Here is a 22,251-nt window from a genome sequence, read left to right on the forward strand (position 1 = left end):
ATCACTTGGTGGCGGTGGTCCAGGCCTGGTCGAGCTTGTTCATCTGGCCCTGCACGTCATTGGTGTTGAACAGCGCCTGGGCGGCGGCGTAGAAGTCGTTGTTGAGGGCGCCGGGCATGGCGTCGTCGTTGGTGGTCCAGCCGATCGAGCTGACCTTGTTGTTGGTGTTGGTGACGAAGCTGAAGGAGTCGGTGAAGACCGGGCTCACCGTGACCTTGTAGTCGGCCAGCGTCTTGCCCTTGAGCATCGGGAACGCGCCGTCGCCCTCGATCAGCGACTTGAGGTTGGCCGGGTCCAGCGACCAGGCCTCGGCGAACTTGGTGGCGTCGGCGACGTTCTTGGTCTTGGAGCTGATGGCCATCGAGCCGCCGACCGCGAACGGCACCACGACCGAGCCGTCGTCGGTGGGCCACGGGAACACGCCGATGTTGCTCCACTGGTCCTTGGGGACCGAGCCGAGGTACCAGCTGCCCATCGGGTACATCGCGGCCTTGCCGGCGTTGAACTGGGTGATCGAGTCGGCGTAGCTGACGTTCAGCGCGCCCTTCTCGAAGTAGCCGTTGGTCACCAGGGTGCGCATCTTGGTCGCCGCGGCCACCACGTCGGCGTCGCCGAACTTCACCGACCCGGCATAGCGCTGCTGCAGCCACTTGGGGTTCTTGCCCAGCACGTCCGCGCTGAGCGCGCCGGTCAGCGGCATGGCGGCGGCGAACGGGTCGTTGCCGCCCAGCTCCAGCGGGGTGATCCCGGCGGCCTTGAGCTTGGCGTTGACCTGCATGAACTCGGCCCAGGTCTTCGGCGGCTGCACCCCCGCCTTGGCGAACAGCGACTTGTTGTAGAACACCAGCGGGATGATCTGCGAGTTCGTCGGCGGGACGTAGACCTTGCCCTTGATCGCGTTGCCCTGCGGCAGCAGGAAGTTCGCGTCGATCCAGGACTGGTCGTACGGCGTCAGCAGGCCGGCGTCGGTGTACTGCGACGGGGTGATCGACTGCAGCAGGTCCGGGAACTGTCCGGACGCCTCCAGCTGCTTGGCGTAGGAGTCGCGGTCGGTGCTCGGCGCCACCACCTGCTTGATGGTCAGGCCGGGGACGGTCTTCTGCGCGGCGGCGATCGACGACTTCCAGAAGGCGGGGGTCAGCGAGGGGGTGTTGAAGGTCAGGTACGTGAGCGTCGCACCGCCGCCGCCCGCCGCACCGGTCTTCGTCGAGGAACTCGAGCACGCGCCCGCCAGCAGCAGCACGCTCGCGGCAGCGGCCACAACAGCACTTCGTCTGAGCATGAGGGTGTCCCTTTCAGGGGTGGGATGTCAGGGAGTGAAGGTTCTTGAGGGTCTCGGCGCCGAAAACGTTTACCGTTCCGACCCGGCGAGATAACGTTGTCTCGCCGAGAACTGTAAGGTTCCCGGACGCAGTGTCAAGCCCCTTCGCGATCACGGACAGGTCTCGGGGCAGCGGGGGCAGATCATGAACGATCGACTGAGGGGAAGCAACGTGCCAGGTCCTGGGTCCTTGGACAAGAGCGGTCCGCCACGCCCGCGCAGACCCACGATGGTCGATGTCGCACGGGAGGCAGGCGTCGCTCTGCGCACGGTATCGCGCGTGGTCAACGGGGATGCGACCGTGGGCGAAGGACTCGCCCGGCGGATCCGCGAGGCCATCGAGCAACTCGGCTACCAGCCCGACGAACGGGCCCGGCAGCTGCGCAGCGGACGCAGCGGCACCATCGGCGCGGCGGTGCGGAACATGGCCGACGCCCACCCGGTGCTGCGCGCGGTCGAGGAGTCCGCCCGCGCCGCGGGGCTCAACGTGGTCGCGATGTCCACCGACGACGACGAGGCCCGCGAGCGGGAGGCGGTGATGTCCATGTGCGGCCGCCGGATGGACGGGATCATCATCGAGCCGACCGCCGAGGACCACCGCTACCTGCAGCCCGAGATCGACTCGGGCATGGCCGTGGTGGCCTTCGACCGGCCCGCCGCCGGCATCGCCGTGGACACCGTGCTGAGCGACAACCGCGGCGGGATCCAGCAGGCCTTCCAGCACCTGGCCGCCCAGGGCCACCGCAGGATCGGCTACATCGGCGACGACGAGCGGATCTACACCGGCCTGGAGCGCACCACCGCGTTCCGCGAATGCCTGCGGAGCATCGGCGCCCCGATCGAGGGCCTGGTCCACCCCGGGCCGATCGAGCCGGCCCGGATCGCGGCGGCGCTGGCCCGGCTGCGCAGCGGCCCGGGCCACGCCACCGCGATCGTCACCGGCAACGCCTCGACCACCATCGAGGTGATCCGCCAGCTCGGCGACGACTTCGCCGGCACGGCGCTGGTCGGCTTCGACGACTTCCCGCTGGCCGACCTGCTGCGCCCAGGGCTGACCGTGGTCGCCCAGGGCAACCGCGAGATCGGCGGAACGGCCATCGACCTGCTCCAGGCCCGGCTGGCGAACCCGGCCGGACCGGCCCGAACGGTCGTGGTGCCGACCACGCTCATCGTCCGCGGCTCGGGGGAGGTCGCCCCCTGACCGCACCCCGAAGTCGGGAGAAAACGTTATCCGACCCCTTTACAGCCCCCTGGGAACACGTCTATAAACAACCCCAGGCATCCGGCGGCACTATGCGTCGGAATGTTTTCGGACGTGCAGCCCGTTCAGATCCGCGTCCGCCCCCCACCCGTTCTGCGGCCGCTCAGATCGGCCCCACCTGCAGTTTCTGATGCCGTGTGCCCGGGCATCGCCATGCCCGGAATCAGTCGCCCGAGACTGCTTCGAGTGGAAACTGTCGCCGTGGCGGACGCAGGTCAAGCCCAAGAAAGGCAACGTGCCCATGAGGCTCAGGTTGCTACTCAGAAGGGCCGCAAGCGCGGCCACGGCCACCGCGCTGGTCAGCGCGGCCCTGGCGGCTGTCGTGTCCCAGCCGGCGGTGGCCGACACGGTCACCGCCAACCAGGCGATGCGCGTCGTCTCGCAGTACCAGGGCGTCTGGACCACCCCGCCGACCCAGCTCACCTCCGGCGAGACCGTGGACGCGCCGGAGCTGGGCAACGGCGACGTCGGGGTCGCGGTCGGCGGGTCGATCGACAACCAGACCTTCTACCTCGGCAAGAACGACTTCTTCTCCGCCGCCAGCCATGCGATCAAGCCGCTCGGCCGGATCGTCCTCGCCGTGCCGGGGATGGCCGGCGCCAGTTACCACGTGGTCCAGGACATCGCTCATGCCCAGGTCAAGGGGACGTACGGGCTCGGCGGCTCGACCCTGACCACCACCAGCTGGATGTCCGCCACCGAGAACCTCTTCGTCACCTCGGTCACCCTCAGCGGCTCGGCGAGCCAGAACGCCAGCTTCACCGTGCAGAACGGCGCCGGCGGCACCCCCACCGTGTCCAGCAGCGGCGGCGTGCTCAACGCCGACGTCGCCGCCGACACCGCCGGTTCCAACAACCCGCTGGCCCGGATGGCCTCCCGGGTGATCGGCGGCAGCCCCACCGTCTCCGGCAACAGGATCAGCCTCACCCTGCAGCCCGGCACCACCTACACCTTCACCTCGGGCATCGTCAGCAGCATCGACAGCACCAGTTTCCAGGCCACCGCCGACTCCCTGGTCAGCAGCCTGCAGCAGGCCGACCTGAACACCCTCAGCAACTCGCACCAGGCCTGGTGGCAGACCTACTGGTCGCAGTCCTTCGTGGAGATCCCGGACAAGTCGGTCGAGAAGAGCTGGTACGGCTCGCTGTACCTGCTGGGCTCGGTCTCCCGCCCGGGGAAGTACGCGCCCGGGCTGTGGGGCAACTGGATCACCGGGAACATGAACTGGAACGGTGACTACCATACCAACTACAACTACCAGACCCCGTTCTACGCTGCGCTGTCGACCAACCACATCGACCAGATGGCCTCCTACGACCAGCCGGTCCTCGACTACATGTCGGCCGGCCAGGCGCTCGCCGCACAGAACGGGTTCCAGGGCGTGCTCTACCCGGTGGGCATCTCCCCCAAGGGCACCAGCGCGGACACCAGCCTGCACAACCAGAAGTCCAACGCGGTGAACCTGGCCAGCGACATGGTCATGCGCTACGAGTACACCCACGACACCACCTACGCCGCCACCGTCTACCCCTACCTCAAGCAGGTCGGGCTGTTCTGGCAGAACTACCTGACCCTGGACTCCGGCGGCACCTACAACATCACCAATGACGCGCCGCAGGAGGACGACGCCTACCCGCAGACCAACAGCATCCTGTCGCTGGGCCTGGTGCACCAGCTGTTCCAGGGGCTCACCGACATCAGCACCGCCCTGGGCCAGGACGCAAGCACCCGCACCACCTGGCAGAACATCAACACCCACCTCGCCCCGCTGCCCACCATGACCCGCAACAGCCAGACCGTGTTCCGGGAGACCTCGGTCGGCGCGGACTGGGTCAACGACGGCAACGACATCGACATCCAGGCCGTCTACCCGGGCAACCAGGTCGGCCTCGACAGCAGCTCCACCCTGCTGCAGACCGCCCGCAACACCGTCGACCAGCTGACCGCCGCCTGGAACGGCGGCAACGCCCCCGGCACCTTCTACACCGCCGCGGCCAGGGTCGGCTACAACCCCGCCACCATCATGACCAACCTGCACGACGAGGCCGCCAACCAGAGCTTCAACAACCTGGCGGTCCATCACAACGGCGGCGGCATCGAGAACATCAACGTGGTGACCTCCGGCCTGGACGAGATGCTGCTGCAGTCGGCCCAGAACGACATCAAGGTGTTCGCGGACTGGCCCGCGAACTCCAACGCCAAGTTCGGCGACCTGCTCGCCTACGGCGACTTCCTGGTCTCCAGCAGCATCTACGGCAACACCGTCCAGTACGAGCGGGTGGTCAGCCAGAAGGGCGGCGGCTTCACCTTCACCAACCCCTGGCCGGGCCAGAACGTCGAGGTCTACCGCAACGGCACGGACACCGGCACGGTCTCCGGCACCAAGATCACCATCGCCACCTCGGCCAACGACACCCTGGACCTCGCCCCGGCGGGGACGCCGCTCAGCACCGTCACCACCGAGCTCGGCCAGGCCGTGCAGACCGGAAGCGGCAGCACCAGCAGCAGCTTCAGCTCCGGCTTCGAGTCCAGCGACCCCGCGCCGACCTGGACCGACAGCGTCGACACCACCGGCGGCGGACTGAACAACGTCGCCGGAATCTGCTGCGGCGCCACTGGCCCGGAGACCGGCCCGCGCAGCGGCGAGACCGCGCACACCGGCAGCAGCGCGCTGATGTACTCGGGCTCCGCCAGCGGCAGCAACCCGCACGCCTATCTCAAGGTCTACGACCTCAGCGGCAGTCCGCTGGCGATCGGCGCCACCAAGACCCTCAGCTACTGGATCTATCCGCAGAGCAGCGCCACCACGCCCTGGGTCGCGGCCGGATCCACCAACAGCAGCTGTGTCGCCGTGGATCTGATCTTCAGCGACGGCAGCACCCTGCGCGACTCCGGAGCCATGGACCAGAACGGCCACCAGGCCCACCCCGCGCAGCAGTGCGGACACCTGACCCTGGACGCCTGGAACCACGTCACCGTCAACCTCGGCACCAACAACAGCAACAAGCAGATCAACCGGATCCTGGTCGGCTACGACCAGCCCGGCGGCAGCGGCGGCTACCGCGGCTACGTCGACGACATCAGCATCAGCTGAACCCCGGAGCCGGGCGGTGCGGCGGTGCGTCCGCCGCGCCGCCCGGCCCCCAAGGAGAGGAGCAACCACCGTGGGCACCCGGGTCGAGGTCGACGCCGAGGCGGTGATGCGCGACGGCACCGTGCTGCGCGCCGACATCTACCGGCCGGACGGGGAGGGGCCCTGGCCGGTGCTGCTGGTGCGCTCGCCCTATGACAAGGCGGACGCCCGCATCCTGGAGCTGCTGGAACCATGGGGCGCGGTGCGCCGCGGCTATCTGGTCGTCATCCAGGACACCCGCGGCCGGTTCCGCTCCGAGGGCGACTGGCAGCCGCTGGTCAACGAGCACGAGGACGGCTGCGACAGCGTCCGCTGGGCCGCCCGCCTGCCCGGGGCGAACGGGCGGGTCGGGATGTACGGGCCCAGCTACCTGGGCCAGGCGCAGTGGGCCGCCCTCGCCGCCAAAACACCCGAACTTCTCTCCGCCGCAACGGAGTTCACCTGGTCCGACCCCGCCGACGGGCTGTTCGCCCGGGGCGGCGCCCGCGAATTGGGGCTGATGACCCAGTGGACCCTCACCCTGGCCGCCGACCTGCTGCGCCGACGCCATGCCGACCGGCCCGCCGAGCTGCACCGAAAACTGACCGAACTCGACGAAGCAGTAAGGGAGTTGCCCACCCGAACCTACTGGGAGCTGCCCAGCTCCGCCCTGCCCACGCTGGCCCGGCTGAACCTGCCGGTGCCGGGCGCCCCCGGCTCCCCCGAGATCCAGCGGGTCGGCGACGGCCTGGACCGGCTCACCGCACCGACGCTGACCGTGGCCGGCTGGTACGACTCCTTCCTCCAGGGCAGCCTGGACAACCACTGCGGCGCCCGCGACAGTGGACAGCCGGCCGCGCTGATCGTCGGGCCCTGGTCGCACAACAACCAGACCAGCCTGGTCGGCGAGGTCGACTTCGGCCCCGGCGCGGACGCGGCCGGGATCGACGGCGGCGGCTCGCTGCGCTCCCGCGAGCTGGACTGGCTGGACCTCCGACTGCGGCCGGAGCAGCCGCCGGCCCGGGCCACGCCGCCGGTGCTGCTGTTCGTCATGGGCGCCAACGAGTGGCGCCGAATGGACCGTTGGCCGCCCCCGGCCGTCGACACCGCCTGGTATCTGCGCTCCGACGGGGTGCTGTCACCGGAGCCGCCGGGCCCGGACGAGCCGGCCGACCGCTTCCGCCACGATCCGGCCGACCCGGTGCCGACCTGGGGCGGCCCGGTGCTGCTGACCGACGACTACCCGGCCGGACCGCTGGACCAGCGCAGGACAGAAGAACGTGCCGATGTCCTGGTGTACACCAGCGCACCGCTGCCGACCGCGCTGGAGGTGATCGGCCGGATCCGGGCCCTGGTCACGGCCTCCTCCTCGGCGCCCGCGGCCGACTGGGTGGTCCGGCTGTGCGACGTGGACCCCGCGGGGGTGTCCCGCACCATCGCCGACGGCATTCGGCGGGTCGACGTCAACAGCACGGAGGAACAGGAGCATGCGATCGACCTCTGGTCCACCGCCCATGTGTTCCGGACCGGCCACCGGCTGCGGGTGCAGGTCACCTCCAGCAACTTCCCCCGCTGGGACCGCAATCCCGGCGCCCTGGCCGGGACCGCCGAGCAGACCGTCCACCACGACGCGGCCCGGCCGTCGCGGATCGTGCTGCCGGTGCTGCCAGTACTGCCGGTGCTGCCGCTCAGCCCGCCGTAGCGGGACGCCCGACCACGGCCCCCTGGACGCCGTTGCCGGGATCGACCCGGATCCGGGCGGCGATCTGCCCCCGGGAGGGAATGTCCAACTTGGCCAGGATGCGCTCCAGATGGGCGTCCACGGTCCGTTTGGAGATCACCAGGTACTCGGCGATCTCACGGTTGGACCTGCCGTCCGCCGCGAGCAGCGCCACCTCGTTCTCACGCCGTGTCAGCGGGGTTCGGCCGCGCAGCAGTCCGGGACGCGCGGACGGCCTGCGGTGGGTCAGCTCGGTCGCCCGGGCGATGACCAGATCCAGCGCCTCGCTGGTCCCCTCGTGCCGCAGCGCCTCGCAGCGGTCGGCGCCCAGGGCCTCCTTGGCCGAGCGCACCGCCGCCTGGTGCAGTTCCTCCAGGATCACCGTGCCGCCGAGCCGGGCCCCGGCGCGCTGCCACAGCGGGTCGGCGGCGCCGAGCAGCCAGACCGCGTCGGCGTAGCGCTGCTCGCGCGCGGCCAGCCAGGCCAGCAGTTCCAGGCAGTACGCCATCCCGACGCCGTCGCCCAGTTCGTACTTGATCCGCAGCGCGGTGATCGCGGACTGGGTGCTGCGGTCGTGCTCGCCGCGTCCGAACCGGGCCACGCCGATCACATAGTGCAGGTAGCCGCGCACCCAGCCCTCGGTGGAGTGCTCGCCCAGCCGCCCCAACCCCTGTTCACAGGGGGCGATGGCGCTGTCGTGGTCCCCGGCCAGCTGGTGCATCAGGCCGATCTGGGTCTCCAGGGTGACCAGGCCGACCCGGTCGCCCGCGGCCTCCAGCAGGGCGTGGGCCTCCGCCCCGGCCACGGCCGCCTCCTCGTGGCGGCCCATGAAGGTCAGCGAGAGGTGCAGGTAGACCCGGCCGCGGCCGGCCACCACCGGGTCGTTCAGCTCGTCCGCGATCGACACGCACTCCTCGGCCTGGGTCAGCGCCAGCGGGTCGGCCTGGAACGCGCCGAGGTAGCTGCTCTGGGCCAGCGCCCAGGCCCGTTCACGGACCCGGCCCGGGTAGCGGTCGGTGATCTTCGCGTACCAGTGCCGCCCCTCGGTGTGCAGCCCGGCGATGTGCCAGAACCCCCAGATGTGCCCGATCAGGGCGGCGGCCTTGGCGTCGCCGCCGGGGATGGAGAGGGCGTACTTGATGGCCAGCCGCAGGTCGGCGTGCTCGGCGCGGAGCCGGCGGTACTGCGGGATCTGGTCGTCGGCCAGGAAGTCCTGGTCGAACCGCCGGGCCAGGGCCAGGTAACGGGCGAAGTGCCGCTCGCGCTGGGCGCTCTCCTCGCCGCTGGCGATCAGCCGTTCGGCGCCGAACTCACGCAGGGTGTCCAGCATCCGGTAGCAGGATCCGGACTCCTGCACCCGCAGCACCACCGACTTGTCGACCAGGCCCACCAGTGCCACCAGCAGGTCCTCACCGCTGAGGGTGCCGGCCGCGCAGACCTCCTCGGCGGCGGCGAGGTCGAAGGCCCCGGCGAAGACCGAGAGCCGGGACCACAGCAGCTGCTCCTGGTCGGTGCAGAGGTCGTAGCTCCACTCGACGGCTGCGCGCAGGGTCTGGTGCCGCGGCAGCGCGGTCCGGCGGCCACCGGTGAGCAGCCGGAAGCGGTCGTCGAGCCGGTCGACCAGCTCGGCCAGGTCCACCGCGCGCAGCCGCACGCTGGCCAGTTCGATCGCCAGCGGCATCCCGTCCAGGTGCCGGCACAGCCGGAGCACGTCCGCGTGGTTGCCCTCGTCGACCACGAAGCCCGGCACGGCGGCGGCGGCGCACTGGGTGAACAGCTCCACCGCGTCCCCGCCCTCGGCCTCGATCGGCAGCGGCGCCACCGACCAGATCAACTCCCCCGGCACGTCCAGCGGCTGGCGGCTGGTGGCCAGCACGGCGACCCCGGCGACCTCCCGCAGCAGCGTGTCGACCAGCAGCGCGCAGGCGTCCACCAGGTGCTCGCAGGTGTCCAGCACCAGCAGGATGTGCCGGTCGCGCAGGTGCTCAAGCACGGTCTCCAGCGCGGAGCGGGTGTCCTGCCGGTCCAGGTTGAGGCTGGCGGCCAGGGTGTGCGGCAGCAGTTCGGGGTCGCGCAGGTCGGAGAGCTCGATCAGGCAGAGCCCGTGCTCGAACTGCTCGGCGATGCCCGCGGCGGCCCGCAGCGCGATCCGGGTCTTGCCGACCCCGCCGGGGCCGGTCACGGTCACCAGCCGGGACGAGCGCAGGGCGGAGCGGACCTCGGCGACCTCCGTGGTCCGGCCGACGAGCGCCGTCACCTCGACGGGAAGGTCACCGGCCCGTCTGCGGCTCGGCCCAAACGTCATTTCGCGCCCCCGCCACCGATAATTCGGCCATCCGTGCCCCGACGATACCCAGCGGGACAGAGAGCCCACCAAGGTCGTCAAATCCGCCGTGCCACACGGCTGTCAGCACTACAATCTACCCTCCTTCGGCAACCAGGGAACGGGGTTCACCGGACAAGTACGAACGGGTCTCCCGCCGGGCCTCCGGCGTCACCCAAGCGGATGCAGCAGCGCAGCACACGGCATAGTGTCCTGTTTGTCTGTTTTTATCCGGCTTGGATCGGAGCGCCCCATGTCCCGTCCGACCACCACCACCACCAGTCAGGGCGCCATCGCGCGCACCGCCCGCGCCCCCAGCGAGAACCACCGCTGGTGGGTGCTCGCCGTCATCGGCCTGGCCCAGCTGATGGTCGTGCTGGACGCGACCATCGTGAACATCGCCCTGCCCTCGGCCCAGGCCGACCTCGGCTTCAACGACAGCGACCGGCAGTGGGTGGTCACCGCCTACGCGCTGGCCTTCGGCAGCCTGCTGCTGCTCGGCGGGCGGGTCGCCGACCTGGTCGGACGGAAGCGGATCTTCCTGATCGGCCTGGTCGGCTTCTCGGTCGCCTCCGCCCTCGGCGGCGCCGCCCCCAGCTTCGAGATCCTGGTCATCGCCCGCGCCCTGCAGGGGGCCTTCGGGGCCCTGCTGGCGCCCGCCGCGCTGTCCCTGCTGACGACGACCTTCACCGACCCCAAGGAGCGCGCCAAGGCCTTCGGGATCTACGGCGCCATCGCCGGCACCGGCGGCGCCGTCGGCCTGCTGCTGGGCGGCCTGCTCACCGAGTACCTGAACTGGCGCTGGTGCCTGTTCGTCAACCTGATCCTGGCCGCCATCGCCTTCGCCGGCGCGGTCCGGCTGCTGCACGCGGGCGCGCCGGAGAACCCGCCCAAGCTGGACATCCCCGGCACGGTCCTGGTGTCGCTCGGCCTGTTCGGCCTGGTCTACGGCTTCTCCAACGCCGAGACCCACTCCTGGAGCACGGTCAACACCTGGGGCTTCCTGCTGGCCGGCGTGCTGCTGCTGATCGCCTTCGCCTGGTGGCAGACCAGGACCCAGCACCCGGTGCTGCCGCTGCGGGTGGTGCTCGACCGCAACCGCGGCGCGTCCTTCCTGGGCATGTTCGTGGCCGGTGCGGGCATGTTCGGGGTCTTCCTGTTCCTGACCTACTACCTGCAGCAGTCGCTGAACTACTCCCCGGTGCTGACCGGCGTGGCCTTCCTGCCGATGGTGGTGATGATGATCATCACCTCGGTCACCGCCACCAACGTGCTGGTCCCCCGGTTCGGCGCCAAGCCGATCGTCCCGGTCGGGATGCTGCTCGGCGCGGGCGCGATGATCTGGCTGACCCGGCTGACCCTGCAGAGCACCTACCCGGCGGACGTGCTGCCGCCGCTGCTGATCCTCGGCCTGGGCATGGGCCTGATCTTCGCTCCGGCGATGTCGCTGGCCACGGCCGGGGTCGCCCCCAACGACGCGGGCGTCGCCTCGGCCACGGTCAACACCAGCCAGCAGGTCGGCGGCTCGATCGGCACCGCGCTGCTGAACACCCTGGCCGGCAGCGCCGCCACCGCCTACCTGGTCGGCAAGCAGCGCACCCCGGCCAACCTGGCCCAGTCGCAGCTGCACAGCTACTCCACGGCCTACTGGTGGTCCGCCGGGTTCTTCCTGGCCGGGATGGTGGTCTGCGGGCTGCTCTACCCCTCGGGCAAACCGGTGATCAACCCGGAGGGCGGCGAAGCCCCGGTGCACATGTGAGGCACCGGGGCTCCGGGGTCCGGCCGCGGCGGTCGGCCCGTGCTGCTAGCCGAGGCGGGTGAGCCTGGACTGGTAGGACGGGGTGACCAGGTCGGACTGCAGCGTCACCGGGATCTGCTGGGCGGTCGGTCCGGTGCCCACCATCAGGGTGCCGACCGTCGTCCCGGCCTTGGCGGTGTGCGGGAGGCCGCCGGTGGGCTTCACCAGCGACATGTCCACCGACAGGCCGCCCCAGCCGGCCACGGTCACGTCCTGGGACACCACCACCGGCACCTTGCCGCCGAGGCCGTCGTCCACATAGCCGACCACGTCGCCCTTGGCGGCGATGCGGTGCGACTGGAGCGCGGCCTCGGCGCTGACGATGACCTTCTTGCTGTTCGCCAGCACCATCGGCAGGTAGCCGACACCGTTCACGGCCGGCTGGCTGAGCACCACGCCGAGCACGGTCTGGGTGGTGCCGCCGATCTTCTTCTCGGCGGCCCACATCAGGCAGCCCAGGGCGGCGGTGCTCGACCCGGTCTTGACGCCGATCACGCCGTTCGTGCCGAGCAGGGCGTTGTTGTTGTAGGTGATCTTGTCACCGGGCGGGGTGAACGAGGGGGTGCTGACGATCTCCCGGAAGACCGGGTCAAGCATCACCGCCTCGGCCAGCTTCAGCTGGTCGTTCGCGGTGCTCTTGGTGGTGCCCTCAAGGCCGCTGGGGTCGGTGTAGGTGCTCTTGGACATCCCCAGCGCGGTCGCCTCGGCCTGCATCTTGGCGATGAACGCGGGGTCGCTGCCGGCGTCCCAGCGGCCCAGCAGCCTGGCGATGTTGTTGGCCGAGGGGATCAGCAGCATCTGCAGCGCCTCGTACTCGCTGATCTGCTCGCCGGTGGTGACCTTGGCGGAGGACTCGCCGCTGGTCGCGGACGCCTGGTACTCCTGCTGCGCCTGCTTGTCGACGGTGATCAGCGGGCCCTGCTCGCCGGTCTTCAGCGGGTGGTCCTTGAGGATCAGGTGCGCGGTCATCACCTTGGTCACGCTGGCGATCGGCACCGGGTTGTCGGAGCCGGTGTGGCCGAGCGAGCCGAGGCCGTTCACCTCGGCGGTGGCCTGCCCGCTGGCCGGCCAGGCCAGCACCGGCGCGGAGCCGCTGAACGCGTAGTTCGACGCGCTGGTCAGCTTCAGGTCGGGCGAGGGCAGCGGCCGCAGCACCTGGACCACGGCCAGGACCGCCAGCAGCACGCAGAGCAGGCCGCCCCAGATGCTGATCCGCTTGGCCGCGGAGCGCAGCGCGGAGGCCGGCCGGCGGTTCAGGGTGGCCAGCACCTCCATCGCCTCGGAGGTGGTCTCCGGGAACTCGTCCGGGGACGGCGCCGGGGCCTGTCCCGGGCCGGGGGACGGCGGGGGCGGGGTCCAGGAGGGCGTCGCACGGGTGCGCTCGGCCTCGGGGGCGGCGGCCCAGGGCGGGGAGACCGGGGCGGGGGGCTCAGCGCGCCATGCGGACTCCTGCGGGCTCTGCGGGCTCTCCGGGCGCGGCGGGCTCTCCTGGCTCGGCGGGGCCTCGACGGAGCCGGTGTCGGCGATCTGCTGGCGCAGCGTCCGGGTGGGGTCGTCCAGGGAGACCCGCAGGGCGGTGGTGGGCGAGTCCAGCGTGCTGGCGGGGGCGCCCTCGGGCGGGCCCGCGGGGGTGCTCCCGGGGCTGGGCTCGGGGCTGGGCTCGGGACGGGGTTGGGGCTCGGGCTGGGGCTCGGGACCGAACTGCGGCCGGGCCTCGGGGCGGGGCTCAGGCTGGGGCTCGGGGCGTTGCTCCGGCTCGGGCCAGGGCTGGGCCTCCGGCCGGAGCTGGGGCTCGGGGCGGACCTCGGGCCTGGGCTCGGGTTGGGGCTCGGGTTGGGGCTCGGATTGGGGCATGGGGGGTCGTTCGGCGCTTGCCCTGACCGGATCGTTCGTGATCGATCCGAATCCTGCCGCCCCGGCGCTCGGCGCAGCCGGCCGCGCGAACCAGGACTCGGGCGCCGCCGCCCGCCCCTCGCCTGTTTCGCCGTTCCGTTCCGCCCTGTCGGGGGACTCGCCCACGTGATCCAACCTCCTCGCACACCCGAAGAAGCGCCCGAGTCCGGACGCCTCCCCACAAGTTTCTTTCACAACCATGACAACAGTGGCCCAGGGCGGCTCTCACCGGCGATTCTCAAGTGACACCAGCCCCTCCAGTGCCAGACGTGGGGCCAGGACCGGCGGTTCCCGAGATCACGTAGTGGTGTCACTCTCCAGGCACCCTCGACAGCAGGGTGTGAGAGGCGTCACTCTGTCTTCATCCACGCGGGGAGGCCTGGATGGGAAAGAGCCGCAGAACCATTCCCGAGGAACTGCTGCTGCTCGCACTGGACCCGACGACCGGGACCACCGCGCAGCCGCAGACCCTTGACCTCGGACTGGCCGGAGCACAGCTCGTCGAGCTGGCGATGGCCGGAAGAATAGTCCCGGACGGGGACCGTATCGCCGTGGTGAACCCACGGCCGACCGGTGACCCGACCCTCGACCACGCTCTCGAGCTGCTGCGCCGTCGTGGCAGCGCGGTGCGTGCCGTGCACTGGATCGGCGGGCCCCGACTGGGGCTGCGCCAGACGTACCTCGCGCACCTGGAACGGTGCGAGATGGTGCGTGCGGTGCCGGGCCAGGTGTGCGGGGTGCTGCCGACCACGCGCTATCAGGCGTCCGACGACTGCACGAACAGCGCCATCAAGGAACGGCTGGACACGGCGATCCGGACCGGGGTACCCCCCGATCCACGGACGGCCGCGCTGGCAGCCCTGGCCCACGCCGTGGGTCTGGGAAAGCACCTCTACCCCGGCAACGAGGGTCGCTCCTCCAGGTCGCGCCTGCGCGACCTGATCCGGTACGACCCGCTGGGCGGGATGGTCGCGCACGCCGTCATGGACGTGCAGAACGGCCTGCCCGCACCGCAGGTCCGGGGAACCGCTCCCGGACGCACGCCCGCGCGGACGGCAGCCCGTCCGTCCGCGCTCCCGGGGATGGCCCGCGCCGCCGCGCGCTGACCGTCCTCGTCCCGAAACGCCGACCGCCGTCCCGTGCCGCGACCACCCTCGCGGCACCGGGCGGCGGTCGGCGTTTCCGCGCCCGACCGCAGGGACGGAAGCAGGGACGGCAGCCGGGAGGCGCGCGTCCCGGAGCGCGCGCCGTCCTGCGCGCCGATTGATGCACATGGGTGACCTTGGCAGTGGCATGCTCTGAACGGAATGCATCCCAACCAATAGCGAGAGCGAGAGCCGGAGGCCCCGTGTCGTCCGCCAGCATCAACCCCACCGTCCGCCGCCGCAGGCTCGGGGCGGAACTGCGCAGGCTCCGCGAACAGAAAGGCCTGACCGCGGAGGACGTGGCTCAGCAGCTGCTGGTCTCCCAGTCGAAGATCAGCCGCCTGGAGAACGGCCGCCGCAGCATCAGCCAGCGCGACGTCCGCGACCTCTGCACGGTGTACGGGGTCGCCGACGAGGCCATGGTCGAGGGCCTGATGACGATGGCCCGGGAGTCGCGGCAGCGCGGCTGGTGGCACGCCTTCGGCGACCTGCCGTACAGCGTCTACATCGGCCTGGAGCAGGAGGCGGCGAAGATCCTGGTCTATGAGTCGCTGCTGCTGCCGGGGCTGCTGCAGACCCGGGACTACGCGACCGCGCTGGTCGCCGGGATCCAGCCGGACCGGGACCTGGACGCGGTGCAGCGCCGGGTCGAGGTGCGGATGCAGCGCCAGGAGCGGATCCACGGGGAGGACCCGGTGGACGTCTGGTCGGTGATCGACGAGGCGGCGCTGCAGCGGGTGGTCGGCGACCCCGAGGTGATGCGGGCGCAGCTGGAGCACCTGGCCCAGTTGTGCGAACTTCCGCACATCAACATCCAGGTGCTGCCGTTCCGTTCGGGGGCACATCCGGGCATGACGGGGGCATTCTCCATCCTTGAGTTCCCCGAGTCTGCTGATACGGCTGTTGTGTACCTCGAAGGAGTGACAAGCGACCTCTACTTGGAGAAGGAACCGGATGTCCGCCGGTATACCGGACTGTACGAGCACCTGCGTGCCTCGGCTCTCAGCACGGCCGAGAGCAAGGCGCTGATACTGGACAAGGCGAAGGAGCACTCACCATGAGCGACACCATGAGCACTCGTACTCCCCTCGACAACAACGCGCTGACCTGGCGCAAGAGCAGCCACAGTGGCGCGAACGGCGCCTGCGTCGAGGTCGCCGAGCCCGGTGGGCCGGTGATCGCCGTGCGCGACTCCAAGGACCCGCAGGGGCCGGCGCTGACCTTCTCGGCCGACGCCTGGTCCGCCTTCGTGGCGGCGGCGGCCGCCGACTCGTTCGGGGCCTGAGCGCGCGTACAGAGGCGGGTACGAGGTGCGGCCGCGCCGGTCGGGACGAGGAGATCCGACCGGCGCGGCCGGCTTCCACAGCCAGTCGGGTTCCACCGACCGGCGCTTCAGCGCAGTTGGTCCACGTAGGCGTCGGTGCCCGGCAGGGTCGGGATGAACGGCGCGACCAGTTCCACCCGGGCCCCCGGCACCGCGGCGGCGACCTGGGCGTCGAGCCCGGTGAAGGCGTCCCAGCAGCCGCGCGGGTCCTCCTGGAGGAACCAGAGCAGGGTGAGCCGGGTGTCGGTGCCGTCCACCGGCTTCACATAGGACATCTTGTCCACCGGCAGCGGCAGCGGGCGGAAGACCACGCACATGGCCGCCGGGCTCCCGGTCCGCAGTTTGGCCGGCAGTCCGCGGTCGAGCAGCCAGTCCAGCAGCTGGTCCCGCTGCTCCGCGCTCTCGGTGTCGATGACCTCCAGCACCAGCCCGGCGTACGGGTGGTCCAGCGCGTGCTTGTCCCTGGGCCCGGCCGCGCCGTCGCGGTAGGCGGCGCCGGCGTGCTGCTGGAACGAGGTGAAGACATGGGTGCGGTCGCGGTAGACCCGGCCGTCCCGGTTGAGGCGTTTGTTGATGCCCACGGTCCAGCGCATGTGCGCGTCCTGGCGGCCCTCGGTGATCCAGTACACGGAGAGGTAGCAGCCGGTGCCGACCGGCTCGGCGACGGCCGACTTCTCCGGGTAGCGCAGCAGTTGCAGCTCCCGGGTGGCCACCCAGCGCCGGCCGGCGAACATCCAGGGCATGGCCATCGCCCCGCTGTAGAAGTGGTCGTCCTCGTACCAGCGGTTGTAGCCGTACTCATGGCCGGGGTGCGGCTCCACCATGGTGATCAGCGCGGATCCGATCTCCACGCCGTAGGGCCCTTGCGCGGCCAGCTCGGCGTACTGCTCCAGGTCGTCAGTCATAGGAACTGACGGTACGTCAGACGGAGTCGACTGCCCAGCCCCCGCGGCTCTGGCAATTCCATTCACCCGCACCTAAGCTGACGCCCCATCAGATACTGGGAGGGCTGAGGCATGTCACTGTTCGCAGGTCGTACCGTCGTGGTTTCCGGGGTCGGCCCCGGGCTCGGCCAGCAGATCGCCGTCCGCGCCGCGCGGGACGGGGCGAACGTCGTCCTGGGCGCCCGTACCGAGGAGAACCTGGCCAAGGTGGGGGCGGAGATCGAGGCGGCCCACCCCGGCGACGGGCGGGTCGCCTGGCGCTCCACCGACATCGCCGACGACGACGCCTGCCAGGCGCTGGCCGCGCTCGCGGTCGAACGCTTCGGCCGGATCGACGCGGTGATCCATGTCGCGGCGCTGGACAGCTACTTCGGCGGTCTGGCCGACGCCGACTTCGCCTCCTGGCGGCAGGTGCTGGACGTCAACCTGATCGGGACGCTGCAGCTCACCCGGGCCTGCCTGCCCGCGCTGCGGGAGCGCGGCGGCTCGGTGGTGATCATCGGCACCCAGTCCGCGGTGGCCTCGCCGAGCCAGGTCAAGCAGGCGGCGTACGCGGCCTCCAAGGGCGCGCTCACCTCGGCGATGTACTCCATGGCCCGGGAGCTGGGCCCGGACCGGATCCGGGTCAACACCGTGGTCCCCGGCTGGATGTGGGGGCCGGCGGTGGAGATCTACGTGCAGTGGACCGCGGGCACCGAGAACATCAGCGAGCAGGAGGTGCAGACCAGGCTCGCCGAGCGGATGGCGCTGCCGGAGCTCGCCTCGGACGGGGATGTCGCCGAGGCCGCGCTGTTCTTCGCCTCGGACCGCGCCAAGTCCATCACCGGGCAGTCGCTGCTGGTCAACGCGGGCGAGTTGATGCGCTGAGCGGTGGTGCGGAGGCGTTTCGCGACCCTCCCTTCTGCGATGGTCCCTGCGGTGGTCGATCCGGGTGAGCCGGAGCCGGTCGGTCCTGGCGAAGCGTGTGTTCATGGTGGGGACAGCCGAGTGCTTCAAGCAATCACCAGGAAGGTCAAGGAATAGTAAAATCGTTCCGCCTGTAGATCGATGTTCAGGAATATGAACTTTTATATCCACTCCAAACCGCCCAGGAGCTGACAACTCGCCCTGGCAGACGGTCCTGGATGTGAACGCGCGCTCTTGACCCCTGGTCAGGAGCGCGCTTCAATCCCTGAGCAGCACACATCAAGTCAAACACCTTTACACAACGCCCCTGCCCCGTCGCCCCACCCCGTACGCCCCGGAACGGTTCGGTCCTGCGAAGCGCGCTACCGACCACCACCCCGGTACGTTCACGAGACAAGGCGATTTCGCAATGACGCAAACCGCAGCAACGGCGCCACCGTCGTCCCTACGCAGAATCAACCCGGCCGTCCTCTACTTCTTCGGTGCGCTGGGCGGCATCCTCTTCGGCTACGACCTCGGCATCATCAGCGGCATCCTGGTCGTCATCTCCAAGGCCTGGAACCTGGACGGCTTCGGCAAGGGCGTGCTCACCGCCAGCCTCTCGGTCGGCGCCATGGTCGGCGCCGGGCTCGCCGCCAGGCTCACCGGACGGGTCGGCCGGCGGCGCACCATCATGGTCGCGGGCGGCGTCGTCATCGTCGCCACCGTGGCCTGCGCGTTCGCCCCCGGCTTCGGGGTGCTGGTCGCCTTCCGCACCGTCCTGGGCGTGGGCATCGGCCTCTCCTCGGCGACCGTGCCGACCTACATCTCCGAGCTGGCGCCCAGCCGCATCCGCGGCGCGATGGGCGCGCTGAACCAGATCTTCATCGTCAGCGGCATCCTGATCGCCTTCCTGGTGAGCTACTGGCTGCAGCCGGACCACCTCTGGCGCTGGATGTTCGCCGGCGCGATCGTCCCCGCCACCATCCTGGTGATCGGCCTCAACTTCCTTCCGGAGACCCCGCGCTGGCTGCTGAACGTCGGCAAGGAGGACGAGGCGCGCGCGGTCCTGGCGAGCACCCACGCCGCGGACGGCGACGACATCGACGCCGAGGTCGAGTCCATCCGCGAGGTCATCCGGCTCGACAGCGAGCAGAACTACCGGATCCGCGACCTGGGCCGGAAGTGGGTCCGCCCGATGCTGTTCGTGGCCCTGCTGCTGGCCGTGGGACAGCAGTTCAGCGGCGTCAACGCGATCAACGCGTACTTCCCGACCATGCTGATCTCACTGGGCTTCACCGCCAACACCGCGCTGCTGTCCGCGATCGTCCTGGGCGTCACCAAGCTGGCCTTCACCGCCTGGGTGGTCTTCGTGGTCGACCGCTGGGGCCGCAAGCCGCTGCTGCTGATCGGCAACGCGGTCATGGTGGTCACCCTGGCCGCCACCGGCTGGGTGGTCCTCAACGTCCACGACAAGGACACCCTGGGCACCCTGGCCGTCGTCCTGCTGGTCCTCTACCTGGCCGGCTACGAGCTCGGCTGGGGCGCGGTGGTCTGGGTGATGATGGCCGAGGTCTTCCCGCTCAAGGCCCGCGGCGCGGGCATGGGCGTCGGCGCGGTCGTGCTCTGGGGGGCGACCGGCATCATCACCGCGGTCTTCCCGATCATGTCCGACCACAACCATCTGGGCATCGGGAAGTCCATGTACGTCTTCGCCGGGATCAACCTGCTGCTGTTCGGGCTCACCAAGTGGCTGGTCCCGGAGACCAAGGGCCGCAGCCTGGAGCAGATCGAGCTGAACCTGCGCGACGCGGCCTGACGGCTGCTCATCACACAGGCGTCATCACACAGGCGGAGGGGTGTCCCGGTGGAACCAGGACACCCCTCCGTCCTTGCTGTGGCGGTTATTCCAGCACCGGCAGCAGCTGCGGCAGGTGGCCGTCCGAGGCCAGGGCGGCGGTGCGGCGCTCCGCCGGGACCTCCCCGTACAGGGTGGTGCGCTGGGCGGAGGGGCGGCCCGCCAGGGCGGCGATGGCCTCCAGGCCCTGGATCGACTCGTAGCTGCCGTAGGCGGAGCCGGCCATCCGGGAGATGGTCTCCTCCATCAGCGTCCCGCCGAGGTCGTTGGCGCCGCTGCGCAGCATCTCCGCCGCGCCGTCGGCGCCGAGCTTGACCCAGCTGGTCTGGATGTTGGGGATGCGCTCGTGCAGCAGCAGCCTGGCCATCGCGGTGACCGCGCGGTTGTCACGCAGGGTCGGCCCGGGGCGGGCGATGCCGGCCAGGTAGACCGGGGCGTTGGTGTGGATGAAGGGAAGGGTGACGAACTCGGTGAAGCCGCCGGTCCGCTCCTGGATCTGCGCCAGCAGCCGGAGGTGGCCGAGCCAGTGCCGGGGCTGGTCGACATGCCCGTACATCATCGTGGAGGAGGAGCGCAGGCCCAGCTCGTGGGCCGTGGAGACCACCTCGACCCAGGTCGCCGCCGGGAGCTTGCCCTTGGTGAGGATCCAGCGGACCTCGTCGTCCAGGATCTCGGCCGCGGTGCCGGGGATGGAGTCGAGCCCGGCCTCCTTGGCCTGCTGCAGCCACTCGCGGATGGACAGGCCGGTCCTGGTCGCGCCGTTGACCACCTCCATCGGCGAGAAGGCATGGACGTGGATGCCGGGCACCCTGGCCTTCACCGCCCGGGCGATGTCGAAGTAGGCGGTGCCGGGCAGGTCCGGGTGGATGCCGCCCTGCATGCAGACCTCGGTCGCGCCCACCTCCCAGGCCTGAGCGGCCCGGTCGGCGACCTGGTCCAGCGAGAGGGTGTAGGCGTCCGCGTCGGTGCGGCGCTGGGCGAAGGCGCAGAAGCGGCAGCCGGTGTAGCAGACATTGGTGAAGTTGATGTTGCGGGTGACGCAGTAGGTGACGGTGTCCCCCACCGTGTCCCGGCGGACGTCGTCGGCGATCCGGCAGAGCGCGTCCAGGGCGGCGCCGTCGGCGTGGAACAGCACCAGGGCCTGATCGTCCGTCAGCTTGGTCGGATCGGCGGCGGCGGTTGCCAGCGCCTCCCGGACGTCCCCGTCCAGCCGGGACGGGACGGAGGAGGCCACTGCCTGCTCGCGCAGCGAGTCCCAGTCGCCGTAGACCTCGTCGAAGTCGGTGCGGCGGTCGTCGGTGCGGCCCTCGGTGTCGACGGCGGTGTGCAGGTCGGTGCGGCCGGAGGCGGTGAAGGCCTCGTCCGGCTCCTGCCAGGGCAGCCCGACGGGCATGGCCCCGTCGCGGGCCAGACCCGTCTCCGGGTCGGCCAGGGCCCGGACGTGCGGCAGGATCCGCGGGTCGAGCCAGGGCTCGCCGTGCTTGACGTACTCGGGGTAGACGGTGAGCCGCTCGCGCAGCTCGAAGCCGTTGGCGGCGCACTGGGCGGCCAGGTCGTCGATCTGCGGCCAGGGGCGCTCGGGGTTGACATGGTCCGGCGTCAGCGGGGAGACGCCGCCCCAGTCGTCGATGCCGGCCCCGATGATCAGCGCGTATTCAGCGTCGACCAGGTTGGGCGGGGCCTGGATCCGGGCGGAGGGGCCGAGGATGACCCGGGCCACCGCGATGGTCGCGGCCAGCTCCTCCAGCTCGGCGTCCGGCATGGCCCGCATCGCGGTGTCCGGCTTGGCCCGGAAGTTCTGGATGATCACTTCCTGCAGCCCGTGGTACTGCCGGGCGATCCGGCGCAGCGCGAACAGCGAGTCCGCGCGCTCCTCGTAGTCCTCGCCGATGCCGATCAGGATCCCGCTGGTGAAGGGGACGTTGGAGCGCCCGGCGTCCTCCAGCACCCGCAGCCGGACCGCCGGCTCCTTGTCCGGCGAGCCGTGGTGCGGGCCGCCGGGCTCGGACCAGAGCCGGGTGGCGGTGGTCTCCAGCATCATCCCCATCGACGGCGCCACCGGCTTCAGCCGCTGGAAGTCGGTCCAGCTGAGCACCCCGGGATTGAGGTGCGGCAGCAGCCCGGTCTCCTCCAGCACCCGGATCGACATCGCCCGGACATAGGCGAGGGTGTCGTCGTAGCCGTGCGCGTCCAGCCACTCGCGGGCCTCGGGCCAGCGGTCCTCGGGGCGGTCGCCCAGGGTGAACAGGGCTTCCTTGCAGCCCAGGGCCGCGCCCTGGCGGGCGATGTCGAGCACCTCGTCCGGCGAGAGGTAGAGCCCGTGGCCCTCCGCCCGCAGTTTGCCGGGGACGGTGACGAAGGTGCAGTAGTGGCAACGGTCCCGGCAGAGCCGGGTCAGCGGGATGAAGACCTTCTTGGAGTAGGTGACGACGCCCGGGCGCCCGGCCTGTTCCAGTCCGGCGTCACGGATCCGCGCCGCGGTGGTACAGAGGTCGCTCAGGTCGCTGCCCCGGGCCTGGAGCAGCACGGCCGCCTCCCCGAGGTCCAGGGCGACGCCCTCCCTGGCCCGGTGCAGGGCGCGACGCATGGCGTTCGCGGTGGGCGGGACCGGCGGGGCGGGGGCGACAGCGGGAACGGAAGCGGCGGCGAGGGGACGCTGATCCTTCA

General features: G+C 70.7%; 14 protein-coding genes. 9 read left to right on the forward strand and 5 right to left on the reverse strand.

The annotated features are described in order from the left end of the window. Position 1 precedes the first annotated feature (1 nt). A complete protein-coding gene (locus tag ACXKR8_RS20800) occupies positions 2-1,282 on the reverse strand; it encodes an ABC transporter substrate-binding protein (RefSeq protein ID WP_458274382.1) in 1,281 nt (426 codons plus the stop codon). Positions 1,283-1,550: 268 nt separating this feature from the next. Between ACXKR8_RS20800 and ACXKR8_RS20805 the strand changes: the two genes are divergently transcribed. The 3 genes from ACXKR8_RS20805 (at position 1,551) to ACXKR8_RS20815 (ending at position 7,396) form a co-directional block, all read left to right on the forward strand. Continuing rightward, positions 1,551-2,522 (forward strand): LacI family DNA-binding transcriptional regulator, encoded by a 972-nt coding sequence (locus tag ACXKR8_RS20805; RefSeq protein ID WP_458274383.1) that lies wholly within the window; start codon positions 1,551-1,553, stop codon positions 2,520-2,522. A gap of 301 nt (positions 2,523-2,823) precedes the next feature. Beyond that, on the forward strand, positions 2,824-5,676 hold the full coding sequence (locus ACXKR8_RS20810) for a glycosyl hydrolase family 95 catalytic domain-containing protein (RefSeq protein WP_462100615.1): 2,853 nt from the start codon (positions 2,824-2,826) through the stop codon (positions 5,674-5,676). Positions 5,677-5,746: 70 nt separating this feature from the next. After that, positions 5,747-7,396 (forward strand): CocE/NonD family hydrolase, encoded by a 1,650-nt coding sequence (locus tag ACXKR8_RS20815; RefSeq protein WP_458274385.1) that lies wholly within the window; start codon positions 5,747-5,749, stop codon positions 7,394-7,396. Here ACXKR8_RS20815 and ACXKR8_RS20820 read toward each other — a convergent pair. Beyond that, entirely contained in the window at positions 7,383-9,671 is a 2,289-nt protein-coding gene (locus tag ACXKR8_RS20820) for an ATP-binding protein (RefSeq protein WP_462100616.1), read from the reverse strand. The genes ACXKR8_RS20815 and ACXKR8_RS20820 overlap by 14 nt on opposite strands. A gap of 319 nt (positions 9,672-9,990) precedes the next feature. On the opposite strand from ACXKR8_RS20820, the gene ACXKR8_RS20825 reads away from it, so the two are divergent. After that, entirely contained in the window at positions 9,991-11,496 is a 1,506-nt protein-coding gene (locus ACXKR8_RS20825) for an MFS transporter (RefSeq protein WP_458274387.1), read from the forward strand. A 45-nt stretch (positions 11,497-11,541) separates the two neighbouring features. On the opposite strand, the gene ACXKR8_RS20830 is transcribed toward ACXKR8_RS20825, so the two are convergent. After that, the gene (locus ACXKR8_RS20830; RefSeq protein ID WP_458274388.1) at positions 11,542-13,389 is read right to left on the reverse strand and encodes a D-alanyl-D-alanine carboxypeptidase; all 1,848 of its coding nucleotides are present in this window, start codon (positions 13,387-13,389) and stop codon (positions 11,542-11,544) included. Between the two features lie 422 nt (positions 13,390-13,811). Here ACXKR8_RS20830 and ACXKR8_RS20835 point away from each other — a divergent pair, with 422 nt between their 5' ends. The 3 genes from ACXKR8_RS20835 to ACXKR8_RS20845 all read left to right on the forward strand — a co-directional run bounded on the left by ACXKR8_RS20835 (position 13,812) and on the right by ACXKR8_RS20845 (position 15,858). Next, on the forward strand, positions 13,812-14,534 hold the full coding sequence (locus ACXKR8_RS20835) for a GOLPH3/VPS74 family protein (RefSeq protein WP_458274389.1): 723 nt from the start codon (positions 13,812-13,814) through the stop codon (positions 14,532-14,534). A gap of 242 nt (positions 14,535-14,776) precedes the next feature. Then, on the forward strand, positions 14,777-15,634 hold the full coding sequence (locus ACXKR8_RS20840) for a helix-turn-helix domain-containing protein (RefSeq protein WP_458274390.1): 858 nt from the start codon (positions 14,777-14,779) through the stop codon (positions 15,632-15,634). Next, positions 15,631-15,858 carry a DUF397 domain-containing protein gene (locus ACXKR8_RS20845; protein ID WP_458274391.1) on the forward strand — a complete coding sequence of 76 codons (228 nt, stop codon included), beginning with the start codon at positions 15,631-15,633 and terminating at the stop codon, positions 15,856-15,858. Before ACXKR8_RS20840 ends, ACXKR8_RS20845 begins: the two co-directional genes overlap by 4 nt. A 107-nt stretch (positions 15,859-15,965) precedes the next feature. Here ACXKR8_RS20845 and ACXKR8_RS20850 read toward each other — a convergent pair whose 3' ends face one another. Next, entirely contained in the window at positions 15,966-16,802 is an 837-nt protein-coding gene (locus ACXKR8_RS20850) for a hypothetical protein (protein ID WP_458274392.1), read from the reverse strand. A 111-nt stretch (positions 16,803-16,913) separates the two neighbouring features. Here ACXKR8_RS20850 and ACXKR8_RS20855 point away from each other — a divergent pair, with 111 nt between their 5' ends. After that, a complete protein-coding gene (locus ACXKR8_RS20855; RefSeq protein ID WP_458274393.1) occupies positions 16,914-17,708 on the forward strand; it encodes an SDR family oxidoreductase in 795 nt (264 codons plus the stop codon). A gap of 448 nt (positions 17,709-18,156) precedes the next feature. Further along, positions 18,157-19,545 carry a sugar porter family MFS transporter gene (locus ACXKR8_RS20860; protein WP_458274394.1) on the forward strand — a complete coding sequence of 463 codons (1,389 nt, stop codon included), beginning with the start codon at positions 18,157-18,159 and terminating at the stop codon, positions 19,543-19,545. Between the two features lie 85 nt (positions 19,546-19,630). Here the strand turns inward: ACXKR8_RS20860 and ACXKR8_RS20865 are convergent, their stop codons facing one another. Then, the gene (locus tag ACXKR8_RS20865) at positions 19,631-22,171 is read right to left on the reverse strand and encodes a bifunctional FO biosynthesis protein CofGH (RefSeq protein ID WP_458275041.1); all 2,541 of its coding nucleotides are present in this window, start codon (positions 22,169-22,171) and stop codon (positions 19,631-19,633) included. Positions 22,172-22,251: the final 80 nt, after the last annotated feature.

The sequence above is a fragment of the Streptacidiphilus sp. PAMC 29251 genome (assembly GCF_054208735.2).

What these genes read in the sequence shown, in the direction of transcription:
- ACXKR8_RS20800 (WP_458274382.1), bottom strand. Translation starts at nt 1,282, where the DNA reads ATGCTCAGACGAAGTGCTGTTGTGGCCGCTGCCGCGAGCGTGCTGCTG.
- ACXKR8_RS20805 (WP_458274383.1), top strand. Translation starts at nt 1,551, where the DNA reads ATGGTCGATGTCGCACGGGAGGCAGGCGTCGCTCTGCGCACGGTATCG.
- ACXKR8_RS20810 (WP_462100615.1), top strand. Translation starts at nt 2,824, where the DNA reads ATGAGGCTCAGGTTGCTACTCAGAAGGGCCGCAAGCGCGGCCACGGCC.
- ACXKR8_RS20825 (WP_458274387.1), top strand. Translation starts at nt 9,991, where the DNA reads ATGTCCCGTCCGACCACCACCACCACCAGTCAGGGCGCCATCGCGCGC.
- ACXKR8_RS20830 (WP_458274388.1), bottom strand. Translation starts at nt 13,389, where the DNA reads ATGCCCCAATCCGAGCCCCAACCCGAGCCCCAACCCGAGCCCAGGCCC.
- ACXKR8_RS20835 (WP_458274389.1), top strand. Translation starts at nt 13,812, where the DNA reads ATGGGAAAGAGCCGCAGAACCATTCCCGAGGAACTGCTGCTGCTCGCA.
- ACXKR8_RS20845 (WP_458274391.1), top strand. Translation starts at nt 15,631, where the DNA reads ATGAGCGACACCATGAGCACTCGTACTCCCCTCGACAACAACGCGCTG.
- ACXKR8_RS20850 (WP_458274392.1), bottom strand. Translation starts at nt 16,802, where the DNA reads ATGACTGACGACCTGGAGCAGTACGCCGAGCTGGCCGCGCAAGGGCCC.
- ACXKR8_RS20855 (WP_458274393.1), top strand. Translation starts at nt 16,914, where the DNA reads ATGTCACTGTTCGCAGGTCGTACCGTCGTGGTTTCCGGGGTCGGCCCC.
- ACXKR8_RS20860 (WP_458274394.1), top strand. Translation starts at nt 18,157, where the DNA reads ATGACGCAAACCGCAGCAACGGCGCCACCGTCGTCCCTACGCAGAATC.
- ACXKR8_RS20865 (WP_458275041.1), bottom strand. Translation starts at nt 22,171, where the DNA reads ATGCGTCGCGCCCTGCACCGGGCCAGGGAGGGCGTCGCCCTGGACCTC.